The 19842-nt window shown below is 69.2% G+C and carries 24 protein-coding genes; 10 read left to right on the forward strand and 14 right to left on the reverse strand.

Features of this window, described 5'->3' with window-relative positions; translation table 11 throughout:
• The first annotated feature begins 128 nt into the window (after positions 1-128).
• Positions 129-875 carry an FkbM family methyltransferase gene (locus AC3EO4_RS42450; protein WP_431901304.1) on the forward strand — a complete coding sequence of 249 codons (747 nt, stop codon included), beginning with the start codon at positions 129-131 and terminating at the stop codon, positions 873-875.
• Here AC3EO4_RS42450 and rfbD read toward each other — a convergent pair.
• From rfbD to AC3EO4_RS42475, 5 genes are all read right to left on the reverse strand, one after another.
• On the reverse strand, positions 865-1722 hold the full coding sequence (gene rfbD / locus AC3EO4_RS42455) for a dTDP-4-dehydrorhamnose reductase (RefSeq protein WP_379577731.1): 858 nt from the start codon (positions 1720-1722) through the stop codon (positions 865-867). The genes AC3EO4_RS42450 and rfbD overlap by 11 nt on opposite strands.
• On the reverse strand, positions 1719-2687 hold the full coding sequence (gene rfbB, locus AC3EO4_RS42460; protein ID WP_379577733.1) for a dTDP-glucose 4,6-dehydratase: 969 nt from the start codon (positions 2685-2687) through the stop codon (positions 1719-1721). Before rfbB ends, rfbD begins: the two co-directional genes overlap by 4 nt.
• Positions 2684-3751, reverse strand: coding sequence for a glucose-1-phosphate thymidylyltransferase (locus AC3EO4_RS42465; RefSeq protein ID WP_431901307.1), 1068 nt, complete (start codon positions 3749-3751; stop codon positions 2684-2686). The genes rfbB and AC3EO4_RS42465 overlap by 4 nt, the downstream gene beginning before the upstream one ends.
• A complete protein-coding gene (locus AC3EO4_RS42470) occupies positions 3751-5199 on the reverse strand; it encodes a sugar transferase (RefSeq protein ID WP_431901310.1) in 1449 nt (482 codons plus the stop codon). Before AC3EO4_RS42470 ends, AC3EO4_RS42465 begins: the two co-directional genes overlap by 1 nt.
• A gap of 331 nt (positions 5200-5530) precedes the next feature.
• Entirely contained in the window at positions 5531-5881 is a 351-nt protein-coding gene (locus AC3EO4_RS42475) for a hypothetical protein (protein WP_379577738.1), read from the reverse strand.
• 259 nt (positions 5882-6140) lie between these two features.
• On the opposite strand from AC3EO4_RS42475, the gene AC3EO4_RS42480 reads away from it, so the two are divergent.
• A complete protein-coding gene (locus tag AC3EO4_RS42480; RefSeq protein ID WP_488186376.1) occupies positions 6141-8315 on the forward strand; it encodes a right-handed parallel beta-helix repeat-containing protein in 2175 nt (724 codons plus the stop codon).
• Here the strand turns inward: AC3EO4_RS42480 and AC3EO4_RS42485 are convergent.
• Complete coding sequence (locus tag AC3EO4_RS42485) at positions 8312-8923, reverse strand: GntR family transcriptional regulator (protein WP_431901316.1); 612 nt, start codon at positions 8921-8923, stop codon at positions 8312-8314. The two genes, AC3EO4_RS42480 and AC3EO4_RS42485, sit on opposite strands and share 4 nt — an antisense overlap.
• Positions 8886-9773, reverse strand: a complete 888-nt coding sequence (locus AC3EO4_RS42490) for an EamA family transporter (RefSeq protein WP_431901318.1) — start codon at positions 9771-9773, stop codon at positions 8886-8888. The genes AC3EO4_RS42485 and AC3EO4_RS42490 overlap by 38 nt, the downstream gene beginning before the upstream one ends.
• Before the next feature lie 51 nt (positions 9774-9824).
• On the opposite strand from AC3EO4_RS42490, the gene AC3EO4_RS42495 reads away from it, so the two are divergent.
• From AC3EO4_RS42495 to AC3EO4_RS42505, 3 genes are all read left to right on the forward strand, one after another.
• Entirely contained in the window at positions 9825-10244 is a 420-nt protein-coding gene (locus AC3EO4_RS42495; RefSeq protein WP_379577745.1) for a guanyl-specific ribonuclease, read from the forward strand.
• On the forward strand, positions 10241-10543 hold the full coding sequence (locus AC3EO4_RS42500) for a barstar family protein (RefSeq protein WP_379577746.1): 303 nt from the start codon (positions 10241-10243) through the stop codon (positions 10541-10543). Before AC3EO4_RS42495 ends, AC3EO4_RS42500 begins: the two co-directional genes overlap by 4 nt.
• Positions 10544-10632: 89 nt before the next feature.
• Positions 10633-10959 carry a DUF742 domain-containing protein gene (locus AC3EO4_RS42505; protein ID WP_379577748.1) on the forward strand — a complete coding sequence of 109 codons (327 nt, stop codon included), beginning with the start codon at positions 10633-10635 and terminating at the stop codon, positions 10957-10959.
• 36 nt (positions 10960-10995) lie between these two features.
• On the opposite strand, the gene AC3EO4_RS42510 is transcribed toward AC3EO4_RS42505, so the two are convergent.
• The 6 genes from AC3EO4_RS42510 to lpdA all read right to left on the reverse strand — a co-directional run bounded on the left by AC3EO4_RS42510 (position 10996) and on the right by lpdA (position 15544).
• A complete protein-coding gene (locus AC3EO4_RS42510; protein WP_379577750.1) occupies positions 10996-11388 on the reverse strand; it encodes a hypothetical protein in 393 nt (130 codons plus the stop codon).
• 22 nt (positions 11389-11410) lie between these two features.
• Entirely contained in the window at positions 11411-11887 is a 477-nt protein-coding gene (locus AC3EO4_RS42515; protein ID WP_431901323.1) for a GNAT family N-acetyltransferase, read from the reverse strand.
• The gene (locus tag AC3EO4_RS42520) at positions 11884-12744 is read right to left on the reverse strand and encodes a phosphotransferase enzyme family protein (protein WP_379577754.1); all 861 of its coding nucleotides are present in this window, start codon (positions 12742-12744) and stop codon (positions 11884-11886) included. Before AC3EO4_RS42520 ends, AC3EO4_RS42515 begins: the two co-directional genes overlap by 4 nt.
• Entirely contained in the window at positions 12741-13538 is a 798-nt protein-coding gene (locus AC3EO4_RS42525) for a phosphotransferase (RefSeq protein ID WP_379577756.1), read from the reverse strand. Before AC3EO4_RS42525 ends, AC3EO4_RS42520 begins: the two co-directional genes overlap by 4 nt.
• 179 nt (positions 13539-13717) lie before the next feature.
• Positions 13718-14050, reverse strand: coding sequence for an MmcQ/YjbR family DNA-binding protein (locus AC3EO4_RS42530; protein WP_379577758.1), 333 nt, complete (start codon positions 14048-14050; stop codon positions 13718-13720).
• A 114-nt stretch (positions 14051-14164) separates the two neighbouring features.
• A complete protein-coding gene (gene lpdA / locus AC3EO4_RS42535) occupies positions 14165-15544 on the reverse strand; it encodes a dihydrolipoyl dehydrogenase (RefSeq protein ID WP_379577760.1) in 1380 nt (459 codons plus the stop codon).
• Between the two features lie 74 nt (positions 15545-15618).
• Here lpdA and AC3EO4_RS42540 point away from each other — a divergent pair, with 74 nt between their 5' ends.
• The 3 genes from AC3EO4_RS42540 (at position 15619) to AC3EO4_RS42550 (ending at position 17108) form a co-directional block, all read left to right on the forward strand.
• The gene (locus AC3EO4_RS42540) at positions 15619-16134 is read left to right on the forward strand and encodes a TetR/AcrR family transcriptional regulator (protein ID WP_379577762.1); all 516 of its coding nucleotides are present in this window, start codon (positions 15619-15621) and stop codon (positions 16132-16134) included.
• Positions 16135-16214: 80 nt separating this feature from the next.
• Positions 16215-16619, forward strand: a complete 405-nt coding sequence (locus AC3EO4_RS42545; RefSeq protein ID WP_431901328.1) for a DUF4267 domain-containing protein — start codon at positions 16215-16217, stop codon at positions 16617-16619.
• A gap of 102 nt (positions 16620-16721) precedes the next feature.
• A complete protein-coding gene (locus AC3EO4_RS42550; RefSeq protein WP_431901331.1) occupies positions 16722-17108 on the forward strand; it encodes a hypothetical protein in 387 nt (128 codons plus the stop codon).
• 243 nt (positions 17109-17351) lie between these two features.
• Here AC3EO4_RS42550 and AC3EO4_RS42555 read toward each other — a convergent pair whose 3' ends face one another.
• Positions 17352-17711, reverse strand: a complete 360-nt coding sequence (locus tag AC3EO4_RS42555; protein WP_379577768.1) for a hypothetical protein — start codon at positions 17709-17711, stop codon at positions 17352-17354.
• A gap of 171 nt (positions 17712-17882) precedes the next feature.
• Here AC3EO4_RS42555 and AC3EO4_RS42560 point away from each other — a divergent pair, with 171 nt between their 5' ends.
• Entirely contained in the window at positions 17883-18485 is a 603-nt protein-coding gene (locus tag AC3EO4_RS42560; protein ID WP_379577770.1) for a biotin transporter BioY, read from the forward strand.
• A gap of 7 nt (positions 18486-18492) precedes the next feature.
• Entirely contained in the window at positions 18493-19842 is a 1350-nt protein-coding gene (locus tag AC3EO4_RS42565; RefSeq protein ID WP_379577772.1) for a class I adenylate-forming enzyme family protein, read from the forward strand.

Raw genomic sequence — 19842 nt, forward strand, 5'->3', positions numbered from 1 at the left:
CATTCGCGCGATCGCGTGGCGTGTCCAGGAAAGCGTTCGAGCAGGTCGTCCGACTTCTCCGGCACCGCCCTCTCGATTTCCTCGAGGAGTTCTCACTCCCGGACAATTCCGCTATTCGACTGGTAGCGGTGGAGTCGCGACTGGTCCGGCTTCTCTTCTGGTACGGCGAGCGGGGCTACGAAGGCATGGAAACGGAATGCTGGCGGCGGTTGTGCGCCGGCGCCGGCAATGTGCTCGAACTCGGCGCCAATATCGGCTACTACACCGTGCAGGGCGCCCGGGCAGCCAGGCCCTCGCGCTACGTGGCCGTCGAGGCCAACCCCGAGTCGGCGGCCATCGTCGAACGCAACATCGCCGCCAACGTCCTCGACAACGTCAAGGTCGTCCAGGCCGCGGTGGTCGGCGACGACGCGCCCGAGACACTGGACCTGGCCCTGCCCGACCAGGAACAGTACGTCGCACCCACCGGCGCCTACCTGACCCACGGCGGAGAGGGCATCACGGACCGGCCCGCCACCCGCACGATCAGCGTGCCCACGGTCAGGATCACCGACCTCATCGATGGGGTGGACCTGCTCAAACTCGATATCGAGGGCTACGAGGCGAAGGTCCTGAGGGCCGCGTGGCAGCAGATACTCGCCGGGCGGCCGACGATCGTCCTCGAGGTGTTGCGGAACGTTCCCGACCTGCGCAAGGTGCTCCTCGATCTGCGCGCAGAAGACTACGAGGTGTGGGCCATCGGCCATGACGCCCTTCACCGCGTCACGGACGAGCAGCTCGCCTCGGACGCGCCGCTTCCGCGCTACGGATCCCGCGACGTCGTCGTGCTTCCGGCCGAGCACGCGGCCGACGTCGTACGCCGTCTCACCCCTTGAGCTCGGGCCAGGCCGCGCGCAGGGCGTCACGCCAGCCGCGCATGCGCGGCAGTGACGCCTCCTCCCACCTGGCGTGTCCGAGAACCGCGTAGGCGGGTCTGGCGGCAGGTCGGGGAAAAGCCGAGGTACCCACCGCGGCCACGCGGTCGGGATCGGCTCCCAGCAGCGAGAAGATCTCGCGTGCCAGCCCGTGCCAGGTCGTCTGTCCGGCATTCGTGCCGTGATAGACGCCTGGAGGCGCCTCGGACCTGGCCAGGAGCACGAGTTGCCTGGCCAGGTCGGCTGCCCAGGTCGGCTGCCCGTGCTGGTCGTCGACCACTGGAACGACCTCGCGCTCTGATTCCAGCCTCACCATGGTCTTGACGAAGTTGGCGCCGGCACCGCCGTACAGCCATGCGGTCCTGACGACGTAGCCCGCCTGCGGCAGCAGTTCCAGTACCGCCCGCTCACCGGCCAGCTTGGTACGGCCATAGGCGTTGAGCGGGGCGGGCGGGGCGTCTTCCGCGTATGGCCGCGTCGCCGTGCCGGAGAAGACGTAGTCGGTGGAGAGATGGATGAGCCGTGCGCCCCTGTCGGCGCACGCCTGGGCGAGCGCCTTCGGTCCCTCACCGTTGACCTGCCGCGCCTGCTCCTCATGGGTCTCCGCGTCGTCCACCGCCGTCCACGCGGCGCAGTTGATCACTACGGAGGGCCTGACCTGGCTCATGACCTCGGCCACCGCGCGGGAGTCGCACAGGTCGAGCCCCGACCTGCTCACGGGGATGACATGCTCGTCTTCGGCCCTCAGCAGGTCCACGAGTTCGGCACCGAGCAGACCCGTGGCGCCTGTCACCATCCAGGTGGTCACGCACCCTCCTTGAGCGGTTTCCACCAGGAGGGGTTGTCGGCGTACCACCGGATCGTGGCGGCCAGGCCCTCGTCGAACCCGACCGTGGGCCGGTAGCCCATTCTTCTCAACTTGGTGTCATCGAGGGAGTATCTGCGGTCGTGGCCCTTGCGGTCCTCGACGCGATCCACACGCTCCCAGCCCGCGCCGCACGCGCGCAGCAGGCGGTCGGTCAGCTCGCGGTTGGTCAGCTCTGCCGTTCCGGCGATGTGGTAGATCTCGCCTGCGGTCCCCTTCTCCGCGACGAGCTGGATACCGGCGCAGTGGTCGGCCACGTGGATCCAGTCGCGGACGTTCTCGCCGTCCCCGTAGAGAGGGACGTTCCGTCCCTCCATCAAGTTGGTCGTGAACAGCGGGATGACCTTCTCAGGGAACTGATACGGGCCGTAGTTGTTGCCGCATCGGGTGATGCTGACCGCAAGCCCGTGCGTGACGGCGAAGGCCTGCGCGATCAGGTCGCCACCGGCCTTCGACGCGGAGTACGGCGAGCGGGGCCGCACCGGCGCGTCCTCGGTCCACGAACCCGTCGCGATGGAGCCGTAGACCTCGTCCGTCGACACATGGACGACTCGGGGCGTTCGCGCGTCCAGGCACGCCTGCAGCAGCACTTGTGTGCCCAGCACGTTGGTACGGACGAACTCCCCCGCGCTGTCGATCGATCGGTCGACGTGTGTCTCGGCGGCGAAGTTGACGACGAGGTCATGACCGGGCACCGTCTCGGCGAGCAGCGCGGCGTCCCCGATGTCCCCGTGCACGAACGCGAAGCCTCCCGCGACCGGCTCCAGGTTGGCCGGGTTCCCCGCGTAGGTAAGCCGGTCCAGCACGGTCACCGAGGCGCCGGCGAAGGCCGGATATCCACCGGTCAGAAGCGTGCGTACGTAGTGCGACCCGATGAAGCCGGCGCCGCCCGTGACGAGAACTCTCATGAACTGATCTGCACCTTGCTGTGATCACCCAGCACCAGCCGGTGCGCTCGGGGGGTGTGGGGGGCGGGAGTGACCTCGACGTCGTGACCGATGAGCGATGCCTCTATCCGTCTCACTCCTGAGATCGAGGCGCGAGGCAGCACGATCGAGTACTCGATCTCGCTGTTCGAGATCCGGCAGTCTCTCGCGATCGAGGTGTAGGGACCGATGTAGGAGGCGCTCACCTCGCTGCCCGACCCGATGACGACGGGGCCCACGATGCGCGATCCGCGTACCACCGCCCCCGGTTCGACCACCACGCGACCGATGAGCTGGCTGGTGGAATCCACGCTTCCCGCAACCTCCGGTTCCAAAGATTCCAGCACCAATCGGTTCACTTCCAGCATGTCCGTGACGTTACCTGTGTCCTTCCAGTAGCCGGAGATGATCGTGGACTCGACCCTGTGCCCCCTGTCGAGGAGCCATTGGATGGCATCAGTGATCTCCAGCTCGCCACGCCATGACGGCTTCAGCTCGCCCACCGCTTCGTGCACCGCCGGAGTGAAGAGGTAGACACCCACCAGCGCCAGGTCACTCTTCGGCACGGCGGGCTTCTCCTCCAGGCCGACGACACGGCCGTCCACGTCGAGTTCGGCCACGCCGAACTGCTCGGGCTCGGCCACCTTGGTCAGCATGATCTGCACCGCGGGCCGTTCCTCCCTGAACCTGCTCACCAGATCCTCGATGCCGCCCACGATGAAGTTGTCGCCGAGATACATGACGAAGTCGTCGCCGCCGAGGTATTCGCGAGCGGTCATCACCGCGTGCGCCAGCCCCAGCGGCGCTTCCTGCCGCAAGTAGGTGACCGACAGGCCGAACTGCGAGCCGTCACCGACCGCGGACTCGATCTCGGCGTGCGTGTCGCCCACCACGATGCCGACCTCGGTTATTCCGGCCTGGGCCAGGGACTCCAGGGCATAGTAGAGAACAGGCTTGTTCGCCACGGGAACCAGTTGCTTGGCGGACGTGTGCGTGATCGGCCGCAGCCGAGTGCCCGATCCTCCGGCCAGCACCAGAGCTTTCATCAGTACGCCCCTTCACCGCGGGTGACCGCGGGCCAGGTCTTCCAGAGGATCTGAAGATCGAGGATGAGTGACCAGTTCTCCACGTAACGCAGGTCGAGCCGTACCGACTCCTCCCAGCTGAGATCGGAGCGTCCGCTCACCTGCCATAAGCCGGTGATGCCAGGCTTGACCAGCAGCCGGCGTCGGACATCGTCCCCGTACTTGGCCACTTCCTCCGGCAAGGGAGGGCGTGGGCCGACCAGCGACATGTCCCCGCGTAAGACGTTGACCAGCTGCGGGAGTTCGTCCAGGGAACAGCGTCGTAACCACGCGCCGACGGGGGTGATCCTTGGATCGTTCCTAATCTTGAAAAGCAGGCCGTCGCTCTCGTTCAGCTCGCGCAGGCTCGCCTTGATCTTCTCCGCGTCGGAAACCATCGTTCTGAACTTCAGAACGGTGAACTCCTTGCCGTCCTTGCCCACCCTGGTCTGCCGGAACAGCGCAGGCCCCCTACTCGCGGCCCTGATGACCAGCGCGACGACCGCGAAGATCGGCATCAGGAGCAGAAGACCCGAAGCGGCGATCACCTTGTCGAACGCGCTCTTGACGAGCCATCGGCCGCCTCGAAGATCGGGGTGGTCGACGTGTAACAACGGGAGGCCGGCGACAGGGCGGATGTTGATCCGAGGACCGGCCACCTCCATGAGCGCGGAGGCGACGTAGAGATCGGTGTCCCGCTCCTCGAGACGCCACGCCAGCTGCCGCAGCGCGATACCGTCGAATTCGGGGCACGAGAGCACGGCCACGGTGTCGGCGCCCACCTGGGCTACCACCTCGGGAACGTTCTTGAAGTCGCCCAGCACGGGAAAGCCGTCGAACTGGTGCGGCACCTCCGGTTCGGCCAGGGTGGGCACGCATGCGCCGACGATGCGCATCCCGTGATAGCGCTCCCTGCTCAGCTGACGATGGAGTTCGAGCGCGGCCGTCCAATGTCCGACGACGAGTACCCGCCGCATGCACTCGCCCTCGTAACGGCGCTGGTGCAGCCGCTTTCTCATCCGGTAGCGGAAGAGGAGGTTCGCGCCCGCGGCCAGCGGCAGCCCGGCTATGACGTACCCGCGTGCCACCGGCGTCTGCGTGGCATAGGCGATGATCGCGACGAGTGAGGCCAGCGCCGCGGCCGCCTGGAAGACCTTGCGGTACTCGTCGGGCGCGTCGCCGAGATAGCGTTCGTCGTAACCGCCGGTGGCCGCGATGGCCACCGGCCAGCACGCCATCAGGAGCGCGGCCAACCCGATTTCCGCGGGCGTCAGGTGCCCGGCGAGTCCTCTGATCGCCGATACGCTACTCAGCCCGACTGCCACGCACCCGAGATCACCGAACAGCGCCGTCCTGACATAGCGACGAAACCATGCACGTCCGTGCTCCTGTTCTGCCGAGACCACTGTTCCGTATACGGCCGTTTCCATTGCCCCTCGCTGCACTCGCCCCGCCCCATGCACAACAGACGTCCCAGAAACCACGCCGGTTGACAGCAAATGCCCCTCAATCCGGATCATCCATAGAATCCAGACCTTCGGTGTTAATCGGAAGGCAACGTGGGCGTCCAGATCTGGCCATGTACGTTGATAAGTGATGGTCTTGACATCCCGGACGCACCGCGTGATCAGCCGAGGGCGCCGACCTCACCCGCAGCAGCCGCAACAGGGGCAACAGTGATGGCCGCATCTCCATCGAAAGGCCTATCACGGGCCCTGGCAATCATCGCCCTTGACAACAGGGGAGTCGCCTCGATGGTGACTAGTCGTACTCCAGGTCCGGCAGCGACGAGGGCGGCTCAGGACTCCGCCAGACGATCACGACCCCGTCCCTGGCCGCCTCAGATGCGATGAGCAACCGATCGAGATCGAAATCCGGCAAGTAGCGGAGACGCGCCAGGAAACTGGCATCGGTAGCGGATCGCGGCACGACGCACCCTTCCCCGTCGCGATCGAGAAGGATGTAGAGGACCTCGGACTCCGATTCGGAGGCAACCCGCACCTCGACGACGTCTTCCCACGCCAGCGCCTCGACGCTGCCGTCGGAATAGTGGCGGGCCACGCCCTCCTCAGTGACGTACACGTAGGACTCCGGCACTGCATTGCCGTGCATGGGCGCGATTCTTGCGACATCGGGGTGTTTCCCGCAAGGGACCAACACCGCAGAATGTCTGGAAGCACCTCGCCCGGCGCTTGCCATCTCCGAGCCGACAGGTTCAGCGCTTCCATGCACGGCCAACCGCTTTTATAGGTATGAGGGTGACATGACGCTTTGTTATAGAAAAGTGGCGATAGGCCTTCTTGCCATACTGACGGCCTCCAGCTGTGCCGGCACGTCGAGCGCGGCACCGTCTGCCGCCACCAAGATCTTCGTGTCCGCCGTGGACGGGGACGACTCGAACTCCGGAACAGTCGAACGGCCCCTCCGCACCGCCACCGAGGCCCTCAGCCGGGCCCAGGCCGGCACGATGACGACGATCGTCTTACGCGCCGGCGACTACCGCGAGTCGCTCGGCGGCATCTCCAAGCCGGTGACGCTGGAGGCCTACTCCGGTGAGGAGGTCTGGCTCAAGGGCAGCTCCGTGATAGAGCCGCACCGGTTCGTTCAGGACGGCCATGCCTGGCGGCTGGACGGCTGGAACCCGGACATCTGCCGGCCCGGAGCGGATCTCAAGGCCTGCGTCTATCCGTCCGACATCACGCAGGGCAACGAGCTGGCCGGTGACCCCGCGATGGTGTTCCTCAACGGCGAGCCCATGCGGCAGGTAGCCGACCGTGAGCACCTGCGGGTGGGAACGTTCTACTCCGACAGCGCGCGCAACGCGCTCTACGTCGGCAGCGACCCGGCCGGGCAGTCGATAGAGGTTTCCGATCGGCGCTACGCCGTCCAGTTCCTGCCCGGATCCGAGCACTCCGTCGTCCGAGGACTCGGTTTCACGCACTACGCCACCAGCCAGGACTACCGGAAGCAACCTGCGGCCGTCATCGCCCAGGCCGACGGTGTCATCCTGGAGGACAACACGATCACACTGAACGCGGCCGCAGGCATCGTCGCGAACGCCTCAGGCATGCGACTCAGCGGGAACGAGATCTCCTACAACGGTTCGAACGGGGTGCTCTCCTACCAGGCCGGCGATCTCACCTTCGACGGCAACCGCGTCATCGGCAACAACCTGGAACGCACCGGCCTGGAATCGGCGCGCAGCCTCGCAGGCGCCGGTGTGAAGGCGACCTACCTGCGCAACGCGATCATCAGGGACAACGTCTTCGACGGCAACCTCGGCGCCGGGTTCTGGTGCGACCTGTCCTGCGAGAACGTCACGATGGTGCGGAACCTGGCCAGGAACAACAGCAAGCACGGCCTGTACTACGAGGTCTCCTCGCGCGGGCTCATCGCCTCCAACCTGATGACGGGCAACGGGCAGTACGGCCTCAAGATCAGCGGCTCCAACCAGGTCCGCGTCTACAACAACACGCTCGCGGACAACGCCCAGACCCTGCTGATCGCCGAGGATCCCCGGCCACACGCCGACCGGTGCAGCTCCGACAACTGTCCCGGCAAGGAGGCTCTCGACCGCGGAGTGACGTGGGACACCACGGATGTCACCCTCGTCAACAACATCTTCGCCGCGCGGGCGGGCGGCGAGACCGTTGTCGAGACGATCGACGCCAACGAGCGATCGTCCGGCAAGCGGGTGGGGGCCGACGGCATGATCCCCGTCAGCCAGATGGACCACAACGGCTACTACAGGGCGGACGCGGCAAGCCCGTCGCAGTTGGTCACATGGGCGCTCCAGGACGGCGGCGACACCGGCTATCCGACGTTGCCGGCGTTCGCGGAAACGGGCCGGGAAAGGCACGGACACTACCAAGAGGGCGCGCAGACCTACTTCATCGGCAAGGACGACTACCGGGTCCGTCCGGACAGTGCGGCGGCCACCGGCGGTCTGCCGCTACCCGAGGACGTCGCCGCCGCCGTGGGTGTGGAGGCGGGCGCTCGACCGCCTCTCGGCGCGCTCAGATGGCCAGGTTCGAACGGCGAGGAGACCAGACCGGAGGCCACCCCGGAACCCACCGACCCCTCCTCCGGCAGGAGGACCTCTTCCGGCACCGGCGTGCTGGACAGGACGGTGCTCCTCCTCAGCCATCCGGACGATGGCCGCGTGCTGATGACGCTCGACAGGAAGGAGGCCGAACAGGCCGCGACGTTCCAGGGGTTCGAAGACCTCGGCGTCGGGTTCCTCGCCTCCCACCGGCGCGGACCCGCGCTCGCTCCGGTCTACCGCCTCGTCCATCCGACGACAGGCGACCTGCTCTTCACCACGAGCGCGACCGAGCGTGAGAGCGCGGTTGCGCAGTGGGGCTACCACGCGGGAGCTGTCGCCTTCTACGCCGCGGCCGCGCCAGGACCCGGACTCGTGGCCGTCCACCGCCTGCAGAAACGCGCCTACCACCACTACACGACCGACACGTCCGCTCGCGACGCCGCGATCGCCGACGGCTGGCGCTACGAGGACATCGCCTTCTACGTGAGACCCGCCGCCTAGTCCGTCGTGGCGCCCCAGGAATGTCCGAGATGCTCCTTGACAACAGACTGTGCGTCGCCGCCCGCTATCGCGTCAAGAAGTGCGCGGTGCTCGGCCACCAGCCGGTCGCGGTCCTCGTACACCCTGCGCAGCCTGACGAGCCCCAGCCGCGTCTCCGCGGCCAGGGCTCCGTACAGCCTGACCAGCCGCGGGCTGCCGACCGCGTCGATCAGCGCCGCGTGCAGTGACATGTGCTCGGCCACCACGTCCGACCACGGCGCGTCGTCCGGCAGGGCGGCCATCCGCTCCAGCGCCGCCTCCGCCTCGGGCACCCGGCGACCGGCGAGCGAGCGCGCCATCAGGTCCTCCAGCGGCCTGCGGACGAACATCAGGTCGTCGAGGTCGTCGATCGTCACCTCGGGGACGTAGGCGCTGCGGTTGCGCTCGCGCCTGAGCAGCCCTTCGTGCACGAGCACGGCCAGCGCCTCCCTGACCGTGGGCCTGGCGACGCCGTAGAGGGCGGCGAGCTCCTGCTCGGGCAGCGGCGTGCCCGGATCGATCTCGCCCGACAGCACCCGCTGCCGCAGCGCGTCAGCGAGCGCGCTGACCGTCGACACCGGCCTCAGCACTGATCGGCTCCCCTTCTGACACCGGCCGTCCTTCCCTGGTCGGCTTACGCGCCGGGACGGCCACCGCCACGAGGCTAACGCCCAGGAGCACCAGCCCGCCCCATGACACAGGGCTCAGCGTCTCGTGCAGCACGACCAGGCCGAGCAGCGCGGCCACCGCGGGTTCGGCGAGGGCGAGGGTGGCCGCGGTGGAGACGGGGGTGGTGCGCAGGCCCCTGCCGTACAGGAAGTAGGCCAGGGCCGTGGTGCCGAGGCCGAGGTAGAGCGCGGCGAGCAGGCTGCGCGGCTCGGCCAGCCAGCCGGGACCCGTCGCGATCAGGATCGGCAGCATGACGGCGGCGGCGCCGCCGAACATGACGCCCATCACGCCGTCGGACGGGGCGCCCGCGTTGATCGCGCGGGCCGCGGTGACCGCGTAGAAGGCGTAGATCAGGCCGCCGAGCAGGGCGAGGAGCACGCCTTCGACGACCTGGTCACCCGCCCGGGCACCGCTGCCGGCGATCAACGCGGCGCATCCCGCGATGGCGGCGGCCGTCGCCGCGGCCCAGCGCGCGGAGAACTGCCGGGACAGCAGCCCGGTGAAGACGGGGCCGCTGCCGATCGCGACGACCGTGCCGATGGCCACTCCCGTACGGCTGACCGCGGCGAAGAAGCACAGCTGGTAGGCGGCCACGGCGACCGCGCCCAGCAGCAGGGCGGGCGTGATCCGCACTCCTCTGACCATGAAGGCCAGCACGAGCCCGCCGAAGACGAGGCGAGCCGCGGCGACGGAGATCGGATCGGCGGTGATCAGCAATCCTGCCGTGCCGGCCGTGCCCCAGAGGACCGCGGCGGCGAGGACGTTCTTCATAGGATGATTGTCTGACAACTAGACAAGGTTCGTCCAGTCATTTGTCCGGGTATGTCACGTGAGGTGAATCTCAGGGGCATCGCGGCGGTCCCGCTCGCCATCGGAACGTTCATCGGGAGCTGCGGCGCCGCCTCCGCACCCACGGCACCGCCCGAGGAGTCCCTGCCCTCGCTCGCCCCGGCGGCGCTGCCCGAGAAGGCGCTCTCCTCGCTCCCCCCTGAGGCGACCAAGACCTGGCGGCTCATCCAGAGCGACGGGCCGTTCCCCTACCGGCGCGACGGCGTGGTCTTCCAGAACCGCGAGCGCATCCTGCCGCAGCAGAAACGCGGCTACTACCACGAGTACACGGTGCCGACCCCAGGCTCGCCCGGCAGGGGCGCGCGGCGGCTCGTCACCGGAGCCGGGGTCGACGAGCTCTACTACACGGGCGACCACTACCGGTCCTTCGTCGCCGTGGACGTGAAGCGATGAGATTCGAGCACCGGATCGACGGAGCGCGACTCGACAGCTCCGACGGGGTGATGACCGCGATCGCCTCCGCCCTGGAGTTCCCCTCCTACTTCGGCTACAACCTCGACGCGCTCTACGACAGCCTCACCGACCTGTCGTGGCTTCCCCCCGGCGAGCACGTGCTCATCTGGTCGAACCCCGGCGCGTTGCGCGCCGCCGACGCCACCGCCTACGACGCCATCGCCGTCGTGCTGGCCGACGCGGTGGCCGACGGAGCCGAAGGCGACGCCCATCTCTCCGTCGTCCTGCGGTCCCGCTGACCCCTGCTTGTCGGCGAGCGGACGGCCCGCCGATACTGTCACCGACGGGTCAGAGGTTGCTACTGTTGACCGCTTCCCGGAGGCGAGGAATGAGTGAAGACTGGTTAGTCCGGCCGTACATGATGACGCGCGGCCGCACCCGCCCTACCGGCGAGGATTTCGACCTCATCGCCATCGTGGCCGCCACCGGTGTGCCCTCGCCGTCGGCGGGCCTCACCCCCGAATACCTCAGAGTGCTCGCCGCCTGCCGCAACCCCGTCTCCGTCGCCGAGGTCGCCTCCGCCACCGGGCTGTCGGTCGGCGTGGTCCGCGTCCTGCTCGGCGATCTCCGCGAGCGCCAGCTGGTCACCGTACGGCACGCCGCCGAGGACGTCGACGTGCTGCGTGACGTGCTGCAGGGCCTCAGATCCCTGTGACCACCTCCGCGATCCGCCGAGACGCGCCCGCCGCCATCAGAACTCGGTGACCTCTTCCGCGATCTCCTCCATGAGCTGCTCGAGCAGCCACCGAGCCGGCGAGACGACCTCCCCCACCTGCTCCTCCAGCATCGCCAACGCCTCGTGGACGTTCTCCGCGCTCCTGGTCGGCAGCTCGACCAGCGCCCGCTCCTCCACCATCGCCTCGCCGCTGACGTGGAAGAACGTCTCGGAGTGGGCGAAGGACACCGAGAAACGCACCGCTCTCCCGTCGGGCAGCGTGAACAGCACGCCCGTCGTCCACCCGCCCGGCTGGAAGTAGGTCAGCGGCTCGCGCCTGACGAAGGGATGGCGCAGCTCGTCGAACGCGGCCGCCGCCCGGCTCATGGCCGCCAGCAGGCCGGCCGCCGCCCGGCTCTCGCTGTCCACAGCCTGAGGGTAGAGGAGCGGATCAGTCGGTGGCCAGCCGAGCGTGCCGCTCGACGTCGTGACGAACCCCGTCGTAGACGAGCTTTCCGCGCTCCACCCCCTCGGGCAGGAAGCCCGCCTTGACCGCGACCCTGCACGAGGCGGGGTTGTTCACCCGGTGCCCCAGCTCCAGCCGGTACAGGCCGCGCTCCTCGAACGCCCACTCCGCCAGCAGGTTCGCGGCCCGCGCGGCCACACCCCTGCCACGGGCGCGGGCGGTGGTCCAGTAGGAGACCCACCCGTTGCCGTGCCCGTCGATCCTGGTGACGGCGACGTTGCCCACCACCTCGTCGTCCAGGACGACGGCGAAGGCGTGACCTCTTGCCGCCCAGCTCTCCATCCAGCGGACCGCGTCGTCCTCCGTCGCGATCGGCTCGGCGGACTGGGTACGCATGTCCTCCGCCCTGAAGGCCTCCAGCACCGCGGCGGCGTCACCGCTCGTCCACCCGCGCAACCTCACAGCGTGAACCTCCCCAGATCCGTGCTCAGCAGATCGGCGAGGAAGCGCGCATGCCTGCCGACCTGCCACTCACCGTTGATCGCCGTCCACACGCCCCACTCCAGCATCATGTACAGCAGCGCCGTCGGCCACACCGCGCGCTCCCGCTCGGTGAGCTCCACCCTGGCCAGGTAGGCGTCGCGGAAGACCGCCCACTCCTGCTCCGTGAACAGCCGGGCGGGCTCGCCCTCCAGGTCGTTGTGGAATAGCAGCGCCGCCAGCGCCAGGTCGAGCAGCCGCGGGGCGCGCTCACCGTTGTCCGGGTCGACCAGCACCGGGCCGTCGCCGGAGTAGACGAGGTTCGCGGCCTTGAAGTCCATGCTGACCTCGGCCACCGGCAGGTCCGCGTCCCGGACGGCGGGCAGCGTCGTCGTCATGAAGTCCCGCAGCAGTTGCTCGAACCGGTCCGTGTACGGCGCGAGCCCGTCGACGTCCTCCTGGACCGAGGCGGCGTCATGGTCCGGCCACTCGAAGTCCTTGAGCCCCTCCCTGGTGCCCGCCGCGTGGAGCCGCCCGAGCAGGTCGCCCGCCGCAGCCACATCGGCCCGCGTCCCCTCGTAGCCGCGGCCCTCCACCCACGGGTAGGCCACCCACGTGGCGTCCCCGATCTCGTACGGCCCCGCGACCGGCGTCACCACGGGCACCCCCAGCTCCCTGAGCCTGCGCACCCACCGGCCCATCGCCTCGGCGTCATGGGTGCGCTTCACCGCCACGGGACGCCCGCCGACCACGCCCTGGAAGACCGGCGCGTAGGGATAGACCGACTCCTGCGCCGGGATGCCGAACCGCTCGAAGACCGCGGCGTGGTCGGCCGTCACAGGGCGCCCCGCCCCGCCGACCGGGATCCGAGCGCGAGACGCTCCGCCACTCCCTTCAACCCGGCCTCGACGCTCGAAGGATCGCCGGTGTCGAGGCCGTGCAGGACCTCGTGCCACGGGCCCAGCCGGTGCCAGACGAGCGCGCGGTCACGCTCCTGCTCGCTCACGCCGTACTCGTCGGCGACGGCGTCGGCGAAGACGCGGGACGTGCCGTACAGGATCCAGGACAGGTCCAGCGCCCTGTCCCCCACATGGGCGTCGGAGAAGTCGATCACGCCGGTCAGCTCGCCTTCCTCCGCCAGCAGATGCTCAGGGCCGAGGTCCCCGTGGACCACGGTGTCGGCGGGCAACCCGCCGACACTGTCGAGCAACGCCGTCGCCAGGTCCCGGTCGGCGACCATCGGCAGCACCACCTCGCGAAAGCGCGCCATGAAGGCCTCACGCTCCACCGTCGCCCTGCCCGGCAGGCCGCGTGCGATCGCCTCCGCCACGTCCACCCGGTGGAGGGCCCTCAGGAACCCGCCGATCGCGCGGCCATGGGCGGCCGTCAGCTCGCCCACCGGGCCGCCGGAAACCGCCTCGTGCCTGACGACCAGCGGATCCGCGGAGACCACCCACGGGACGGGGACCTTCATCGGGAGCTGTGGAGCCAGCCACGGCATCACGGCGGTCTCCATCATCAGCAGCTCGACCACCTCGGGCCTGCGCGGCCGCCGCTCGATCCACCTGTCGTCGACCAACGCCGCCACGCTGTCCCAGCCCTGCGTCACTTCCACGGCCTCGAAGTAGATCACGAGATCAGGAACCGGGGCGAATGGTTTAGGGGGCCGTGCCGCCACCCGATGTCCACGCTCCCCCAGCATCGCGGTGCCCACGCGACCCCGCTACGACCGGCGTGGCCTGCGGGCGCGCGTTCGACATCCGTGCCGGCGCCACAGGATCCTGAGCTCCGGCCTTCACATGGCCGTGCTCGTCAGACGGACGTCAGCAGGCGCTTGGGGGCCGACAGCGACCAGGCCTCGAGGACCATCTCGGCCAGCTCGTCGGCCTCGATGCCGGCCAGCCGCACCACGACCCAGCCGAACCGACCCGCGGTGAACTGGACCTCGAACACTTCGGGCCGCTCGGCCACCAGCGCGAGCTGCTCCTCCACGAGGGCCTTGAGCCCGACCGTCTCGGTCTCCTCCCACAGGTAGCCGAACCCCTTGCCCGCCACCTTGAAGCCGCTGTAGCCGGCGCTCTCGTACTGCGACACCTCGGGCAGCCGCATGACGATCCGCAGGAACTCCTCGACGCTCACACCCATGCTCCGATGTAACCAGACAGCACCGACAGTTCGGGCGCGCCCTCAAAGCCAGGGGCGCGCCCTCGAAGCGCGAGACGCGCCCCTCGGAGCCCCGGGACGCGTCCGGCGCGGTCGTCACATGTTGATCATGTGGCCCGCGAGGCCGTGGATCGCCTCCTTGACCGCCTCGCCCAGCGTCGGGTGCGCGTGGACGTTGCGCGCGACCTCGTGGACGGTGAGGTCCCACTGCTGGGCCAGGGTCAGCTCGGGCAGCAGCTCGGTGACCTCGGGCCCGATCAGGTGGGCGCCGAGCAGCTCGCCGTGCGTGTCGTCGGCGACGATCTTCACGAAGCCCTGGGGGTCGCCGAGCCCGTGGGCCTTGCCGTTCGCGGTGAAGGGGAACTTGACGACCTTCACGTCGTAGCCCAGGTCGCGCGCCTGCGCTTCGGTGAAGCCGAAGCTGGCGATCTGCGGCTGGCAGTAGGTCGCGCGCGGGATCATCACGAAGTCGAGCTCCATGGTCTCCGCGCCGCCGATCGTCTCGGCCGCGATGACGCCCATGGACTCGGCCGCGTGCGCCAGCATCAGCTTGGCCGTCACGTCGCCGATGGCGAAGATGTGCGGCACGTTGGTACGGCCGCGCCCGTCCACCTCGATGGCGCCGCGGTCGGTGAGCTTGACGCCGGTGTTCTCCAGGCCGTAGCCCTCGACCCGCGGCTGGAAGCCGATCGCCTGCAGCACCTTGTCGGCCTCGAGCACCTGCTGCGCGCCGTCCTTGGTGACCGTCACCTTCACGGAGGAGCCGGTGTCCTCGATGCTGTCGACCCTGGTCGAGGTGAGCACGTCGATGCCGAGCTTGCGGTAGCGCTTGGCCAGCTCCTTCGACACCTCCTCGTCCTCCAGGGGGACCATCCGGTCGAGGAACTCCACGATCGTCACCTGGACGCCGTAGTTGTGCAGCACGTAGGCGAACTCGACGCCGATGGCGCCCGCGCCCGCGATGATGATGCTGCCGGGCAGTTCCTCGGTGAGGATCTGCTCCTCGTAGGTGACCACGCGCTCCGACAGGGTGGTGCCGGGGATGAGCTTGGTCGTGGTGCCGGCGGCGATGATGCAGTGGTCGAAGGTGACAGTCTCGCCGTTCACCTCGATGGTGCTGGCGTCCCTGAAGGTGCCACGACCGTCGAACTCGGTGATCGCGTTCTTCTTCATCAGGAAGTGGACGCCCTTGACGCGGCCGTCGGCGACCTTGCGGCTGCGGTCGAAGGCGGCGCCGTAGTCGAAGGTCACCTCGCCGTTGATGCCGAAGGTCTTGGCTTCCTTGGTGAAGATGTGCGCCAGCTCCGCGTTGCGCAGCAGCGCCTTGGAGGGGATGCAGCCCACGTTCAGGCAGACGCCGCCCCAGTACTTCTCCTCGATGACGGCCGTGCGAAGGCCGAGCTGGGCGGCGCGGACCGCCGCCGTGTATCCCCCGGGCCCCGCGCCGAGGACGACAACGTCGAAGTGAGTGCTCATGACCCGGACACTATTGGACGGCACGGGATGAGCCGAACTTGACCCCGTTAGTGATTGGCCACTAACTTTCTCTCATGGTCAGGATGAGCGCCGAGGAACGGCGAGAGAGCGTCATCCGCGCCGCGATCTCCGAGTTCGCGCGCGGCGGCTACCACGGCACCTCCACCGAGGCGATCGCCCGCCGCGTCGGGGTCAGCCAGCCGTACCTCTTCCGGCTCTTCCCCGGCAAGCAGGCCATCTTCCTGGCCGCCGCCACCCGCTGCCTGTCGGAGACCCGCAGGACACTGGAGGAGGCCGGCGAATCCGGCGACCCGCACATGTCGATGGCCGGCGCCTACAAGGAGCTCATCAAGGACCGCGACATGCTGCTCATGCAGATGCAGGTCTACGTGGCCGTCGCCTCGATGGAGGACGAGTTCGGCGCGGAGATCCGCAAGGTGTGGGAGGACTGGTGGGACTCCATGCACCTGCTGCTCGGCGCCGACGTGCACGAGACCACCTTCTTCATGTCGTACGGCATGCTCATCAACACGCTCGTGTCGCTCGGCTTCCCCCCCGACCATCGCGTCTGGTCCGACTTCGCCCCCTGATCGCCTGTCCGCCTCCCACGGGAGGGCCGGCACATGCCCATAAAACTTAGTGACCAATAACTAACAACCGGAGTGCCGTCATGTCGCGTCTCGCCACCGTCCTCGCCATCCTCGGCGGCCTGTTCATCAGCTACATCGGCGTCAACTACCTCATCGACCCGCAGTCCATCGCCGCCGGCTTCGGCCTCCCCCTCGTCCCGTCGGACAGCGCGTTCCTCCTGGTCAAGGGCGTCCGCGACCTGGGCAGCGGGCTCGTGATCTTCACTCTCCTCATCGCCGGCCAGCGTCGCGGTCTCGGCTTCACGATGCTCGCGATGGCCTTCATCCCCCTCGGCGACGCCGTCGTGGTCCTCAGCCGGCACGGGGTGCCCGCCCTGGCGTACCTCATGCACGGCGGCACCGCCGTGATCGTCGCCCTGACCGGCGCCCTCCTCCTCCGCGCCACCCGCCCCCAGCCCGCTCCCGCCCAGCCGCGTGGCGCCTGACGCCCGCTCCCGCCCAGCGCAACACCTGACAGTCCCACCCAGCCGCGCGACGCCTGAGATCACCGGGTTTCCCACTGGGCGGCGGCATGCTTAGCTGTCGAGGTGACCGACTCCGATCAGTTAGCCGACCGGATGCCCGCCGTGGCGGCCGTCACCAGAGCGATCGTGGCCGTCCAGTCCGCCCTGGGCTGCATCGGCCTGCTGTTCCTGGCGGGGCTCCTCGGCACCGGCATCGGGCTGATCCTCTTCCTCCCGTCACTCGTGATGACCGCCACGCTGATCCTTCTCGTGGCGAAGTGGCGCTCCCAGCGTAAATGGGTGTGGATCGCCGCGATCACCGTCGAGGTGCTCACCGTCGGCGCGCAGGTCCTCCCGCCGTTCCTGTACGGCGTGCGGGCGAGCGACGTGGTGAACCCTCACCTGTTCATGGCGGTCGCGGTGCTCGTGCTCCTAGCGCTGCGGGGCGTCAGGGGCTGGTTCGACCGCTGACCTGATCAGCTTCGCGTGGCCGTTCTCCAGGTCGTCGGGCAGGCAGGCGACGGGGAAGAACCGATCTCCGCGAGCGAGAACCCTCTCGCCGCACCGGTCGACCTCGGCAGGAAACCCTCCCTCACCGCTCTCGCGCACCAACCGACCTCGGAAGAAGGCCTCCCCCACCGCTCGCCGCACTGGTCCGCCCCGGCGAGGAACGCCTCCCTCGCTGCTCTCGCCGCGGTCCGCCCCGGGGCTCTCTCAGGGCTCCTCGGGAGGCGTGGTCTTCTCCCGGGAGGGCTTGAGCAGCTTCCGGACGAGGAAGCCCAGGGCGACCGCCCCGGCCACGAAGAGCACGGGGCGCTTCCTGGCGAACTCCCCCACATCCTGTGCGATTCCGGCGAATCCCCGCCGATCCAGATAGTCGGCCGCCCGCTGCCCCGCGTCCGCGATCTCCTGGACCGCCGCGTCCACGGGCGAGCCGGGCTCGCCGTCGGCGGTCGCCGCGGCCAGTTCGTCGGCCCACTGGCGGATGCCCCGCGCGGCCCGGTGCGCCTGGGAGTCCGCTTCCTTGCCAATGCGCTCCCTGAGGGACTCGACGAGTCCGTTCGGTTCGGACATGACGGCGACACCTCCAGACGACGGGACCCTGCAACTACCCACGCCGGAGGAAACCACGCATGTCAGTGGGCCAGGTACCGTTGTCACGTCCTTGTTGCTCAGACGAACACCAAGAATGTTGTGGGATCTCTCCATGCTTGAACCCAGACGTCCTGGTGTGGGATCAGACGCATGATGAATGAATCCCCCAGCCGCCGCAGGTTCCCGACCGGGGACCTCGCCAGGATCAGCGTGTTCGCCGCGCTGATCGCCGTCCTCGGTCTGCCGGGCGCGCTCAACGTCTTCGGCAACGCCGTCCCCATCACGCTGCAGACGTTCGGCGTGATGCTCGCGGGAGCGATCCTCGGGTCGTGGCGCGGCGCTCTCGCGGTCGCGGTGCTGATCCTGCTGGTGGCCGCGGGCCTGCCGCTGCTGGCGGGCGGTCGCGGCGGGCTCGGCGTGTTCACCAGCCCCTCGGTGGGCTTCCTGCTCGGGTGGATTCCAGGGGCGGCCCTCACCGGGTGGATCGTCGAGCGCGGCGGCAGGTCGCCCGGCATCTTCCGGCTGCTCGTCGCGTGCCTCGCGGGCGGCGTCGGCGTGATCTACCTGTTCGGCATCCCGGTCCAGGCCGCCATCACGGGGCTGCCGCTCAGCAAGGCGGCGCTGCTCAGCCTGACGTTCGTGCCCGGCGACGTGGCCAAGGCGATTCTCGCGTCGATCGTGACACGCGGCACACAGCGGGCCTACCCCGACGCGATCCCCGCCGTCCACCGCGAGCGCGTCAAGGCCGGTTGAGCTCAGCATGCCCGTCGCCGCACAGGTCCAGCGCCATGCTCTCGAACGCCCTCACCAGCCGGCGCTGTGCGGCCCAGGAGGTTCCCTCACCTACGCCGAGCTCTGGCGGGAAGTGCTCGCCAGGCCCCTTCCTGTCAAGGGCAAGGGACTGGTCGCGATCACCCTGAGCGACCCCGTCGACCAGCTCGTCGCCGTGCTCGCCGCCGACCTGGCGGGCGCCACGCCGTTGCTGTGCGACGGGGACCAGCGCGCGAGGGTGGCGGCCACGCTCCCCGTCGACCTGCACGTCGACACGCCCCTGCCGGCCACCGGGGCCGCGGGGGGCACCGCGGAAATCACCCCGGGGATCACCGTGGAGCCCGACGGCGACGACCTGGTGTGGGCGTGCCTGACCTCGGGCAGCACAGGAAGCCCCCGCGCCGTGGTGCGTACCCGCAGGTCGTGGGCGGGTTCTTTCCCGCACGTCAGCGCCCTGGCGGGCATCGGCGCCGACGACGTGGTGCTGGTGCCCGGCCCGCTGGTCTCCTCTCTGTACGGCTTCGCCGCCGTCCACGCGCTGGCGGCCGGGGCGACGGTCGTCGTCCCAGGACGGTGGTCACCCGGCTCGCTGACCGTCCAGCTCAGGCGGGCCACGGTCGTCCATCTCGTCCCCCACCGGCTGCCCGCCGTGCTCGACGTGCTGGAGGAGGTCGGCGGCCCGCTGCGCACCGCGATGGTCGGCGGCGCGGCGCTGCCTCCCCACGCGCGCGAGATGGCCGCGCGCGCCGGTGTCAGGGTCGTGTCGTACTACGGCGCGACGGAGATGTCGTTCGTCGCCGCCGACGCCGACGGCACAGGGTTGCGGCCCTTTCCCGAGGTCGAGATCCAGGTACGCGACGGCGAGGTGTGGGCCCGGTCGCCGTGGCTGGCCGAAGGGTACGTGGCGGGGGCGAAGGGCCCGATGAAGACGGACGGCGCGGGCTGGATGAGCGTCGGCGACCTCGCCGAGCCGTACGAGCCTGGGCGGCCGCTGCGGCTGCGCGGGCGCGGCGACGGCGCGATCCAGACCGGTGGCGCGACCGTGGTTCCCGAGGATGTGGAGGCCGTGCTGCGCGACGTGCCCGGCGTCAGGGACATCGTGGTCATCGGTTCGCCACACCCCCAGCTCGGCTCGGTCGTGACCGCGGTGCTGGAGGGGTCGCCGCCCCCGCGTGCGGCGCTCGAAGCGGTCGCGCGCGGCCGGCTCGACGCGGCGCAGCGGCCGAGACGCTGGTACGCGGTGGGCGATCTGCCTCGCACCCCCACGGGCAAGCCCGCGCGCGGCCTGGTCGCCGCCCGGCTGGCCGGCGGCGATCCCCAGATCAGGCGGCTCGTCTGA

It is taken from the genome of Nonomuraea sp. bgisy101 (assembly GCF_057708945.1).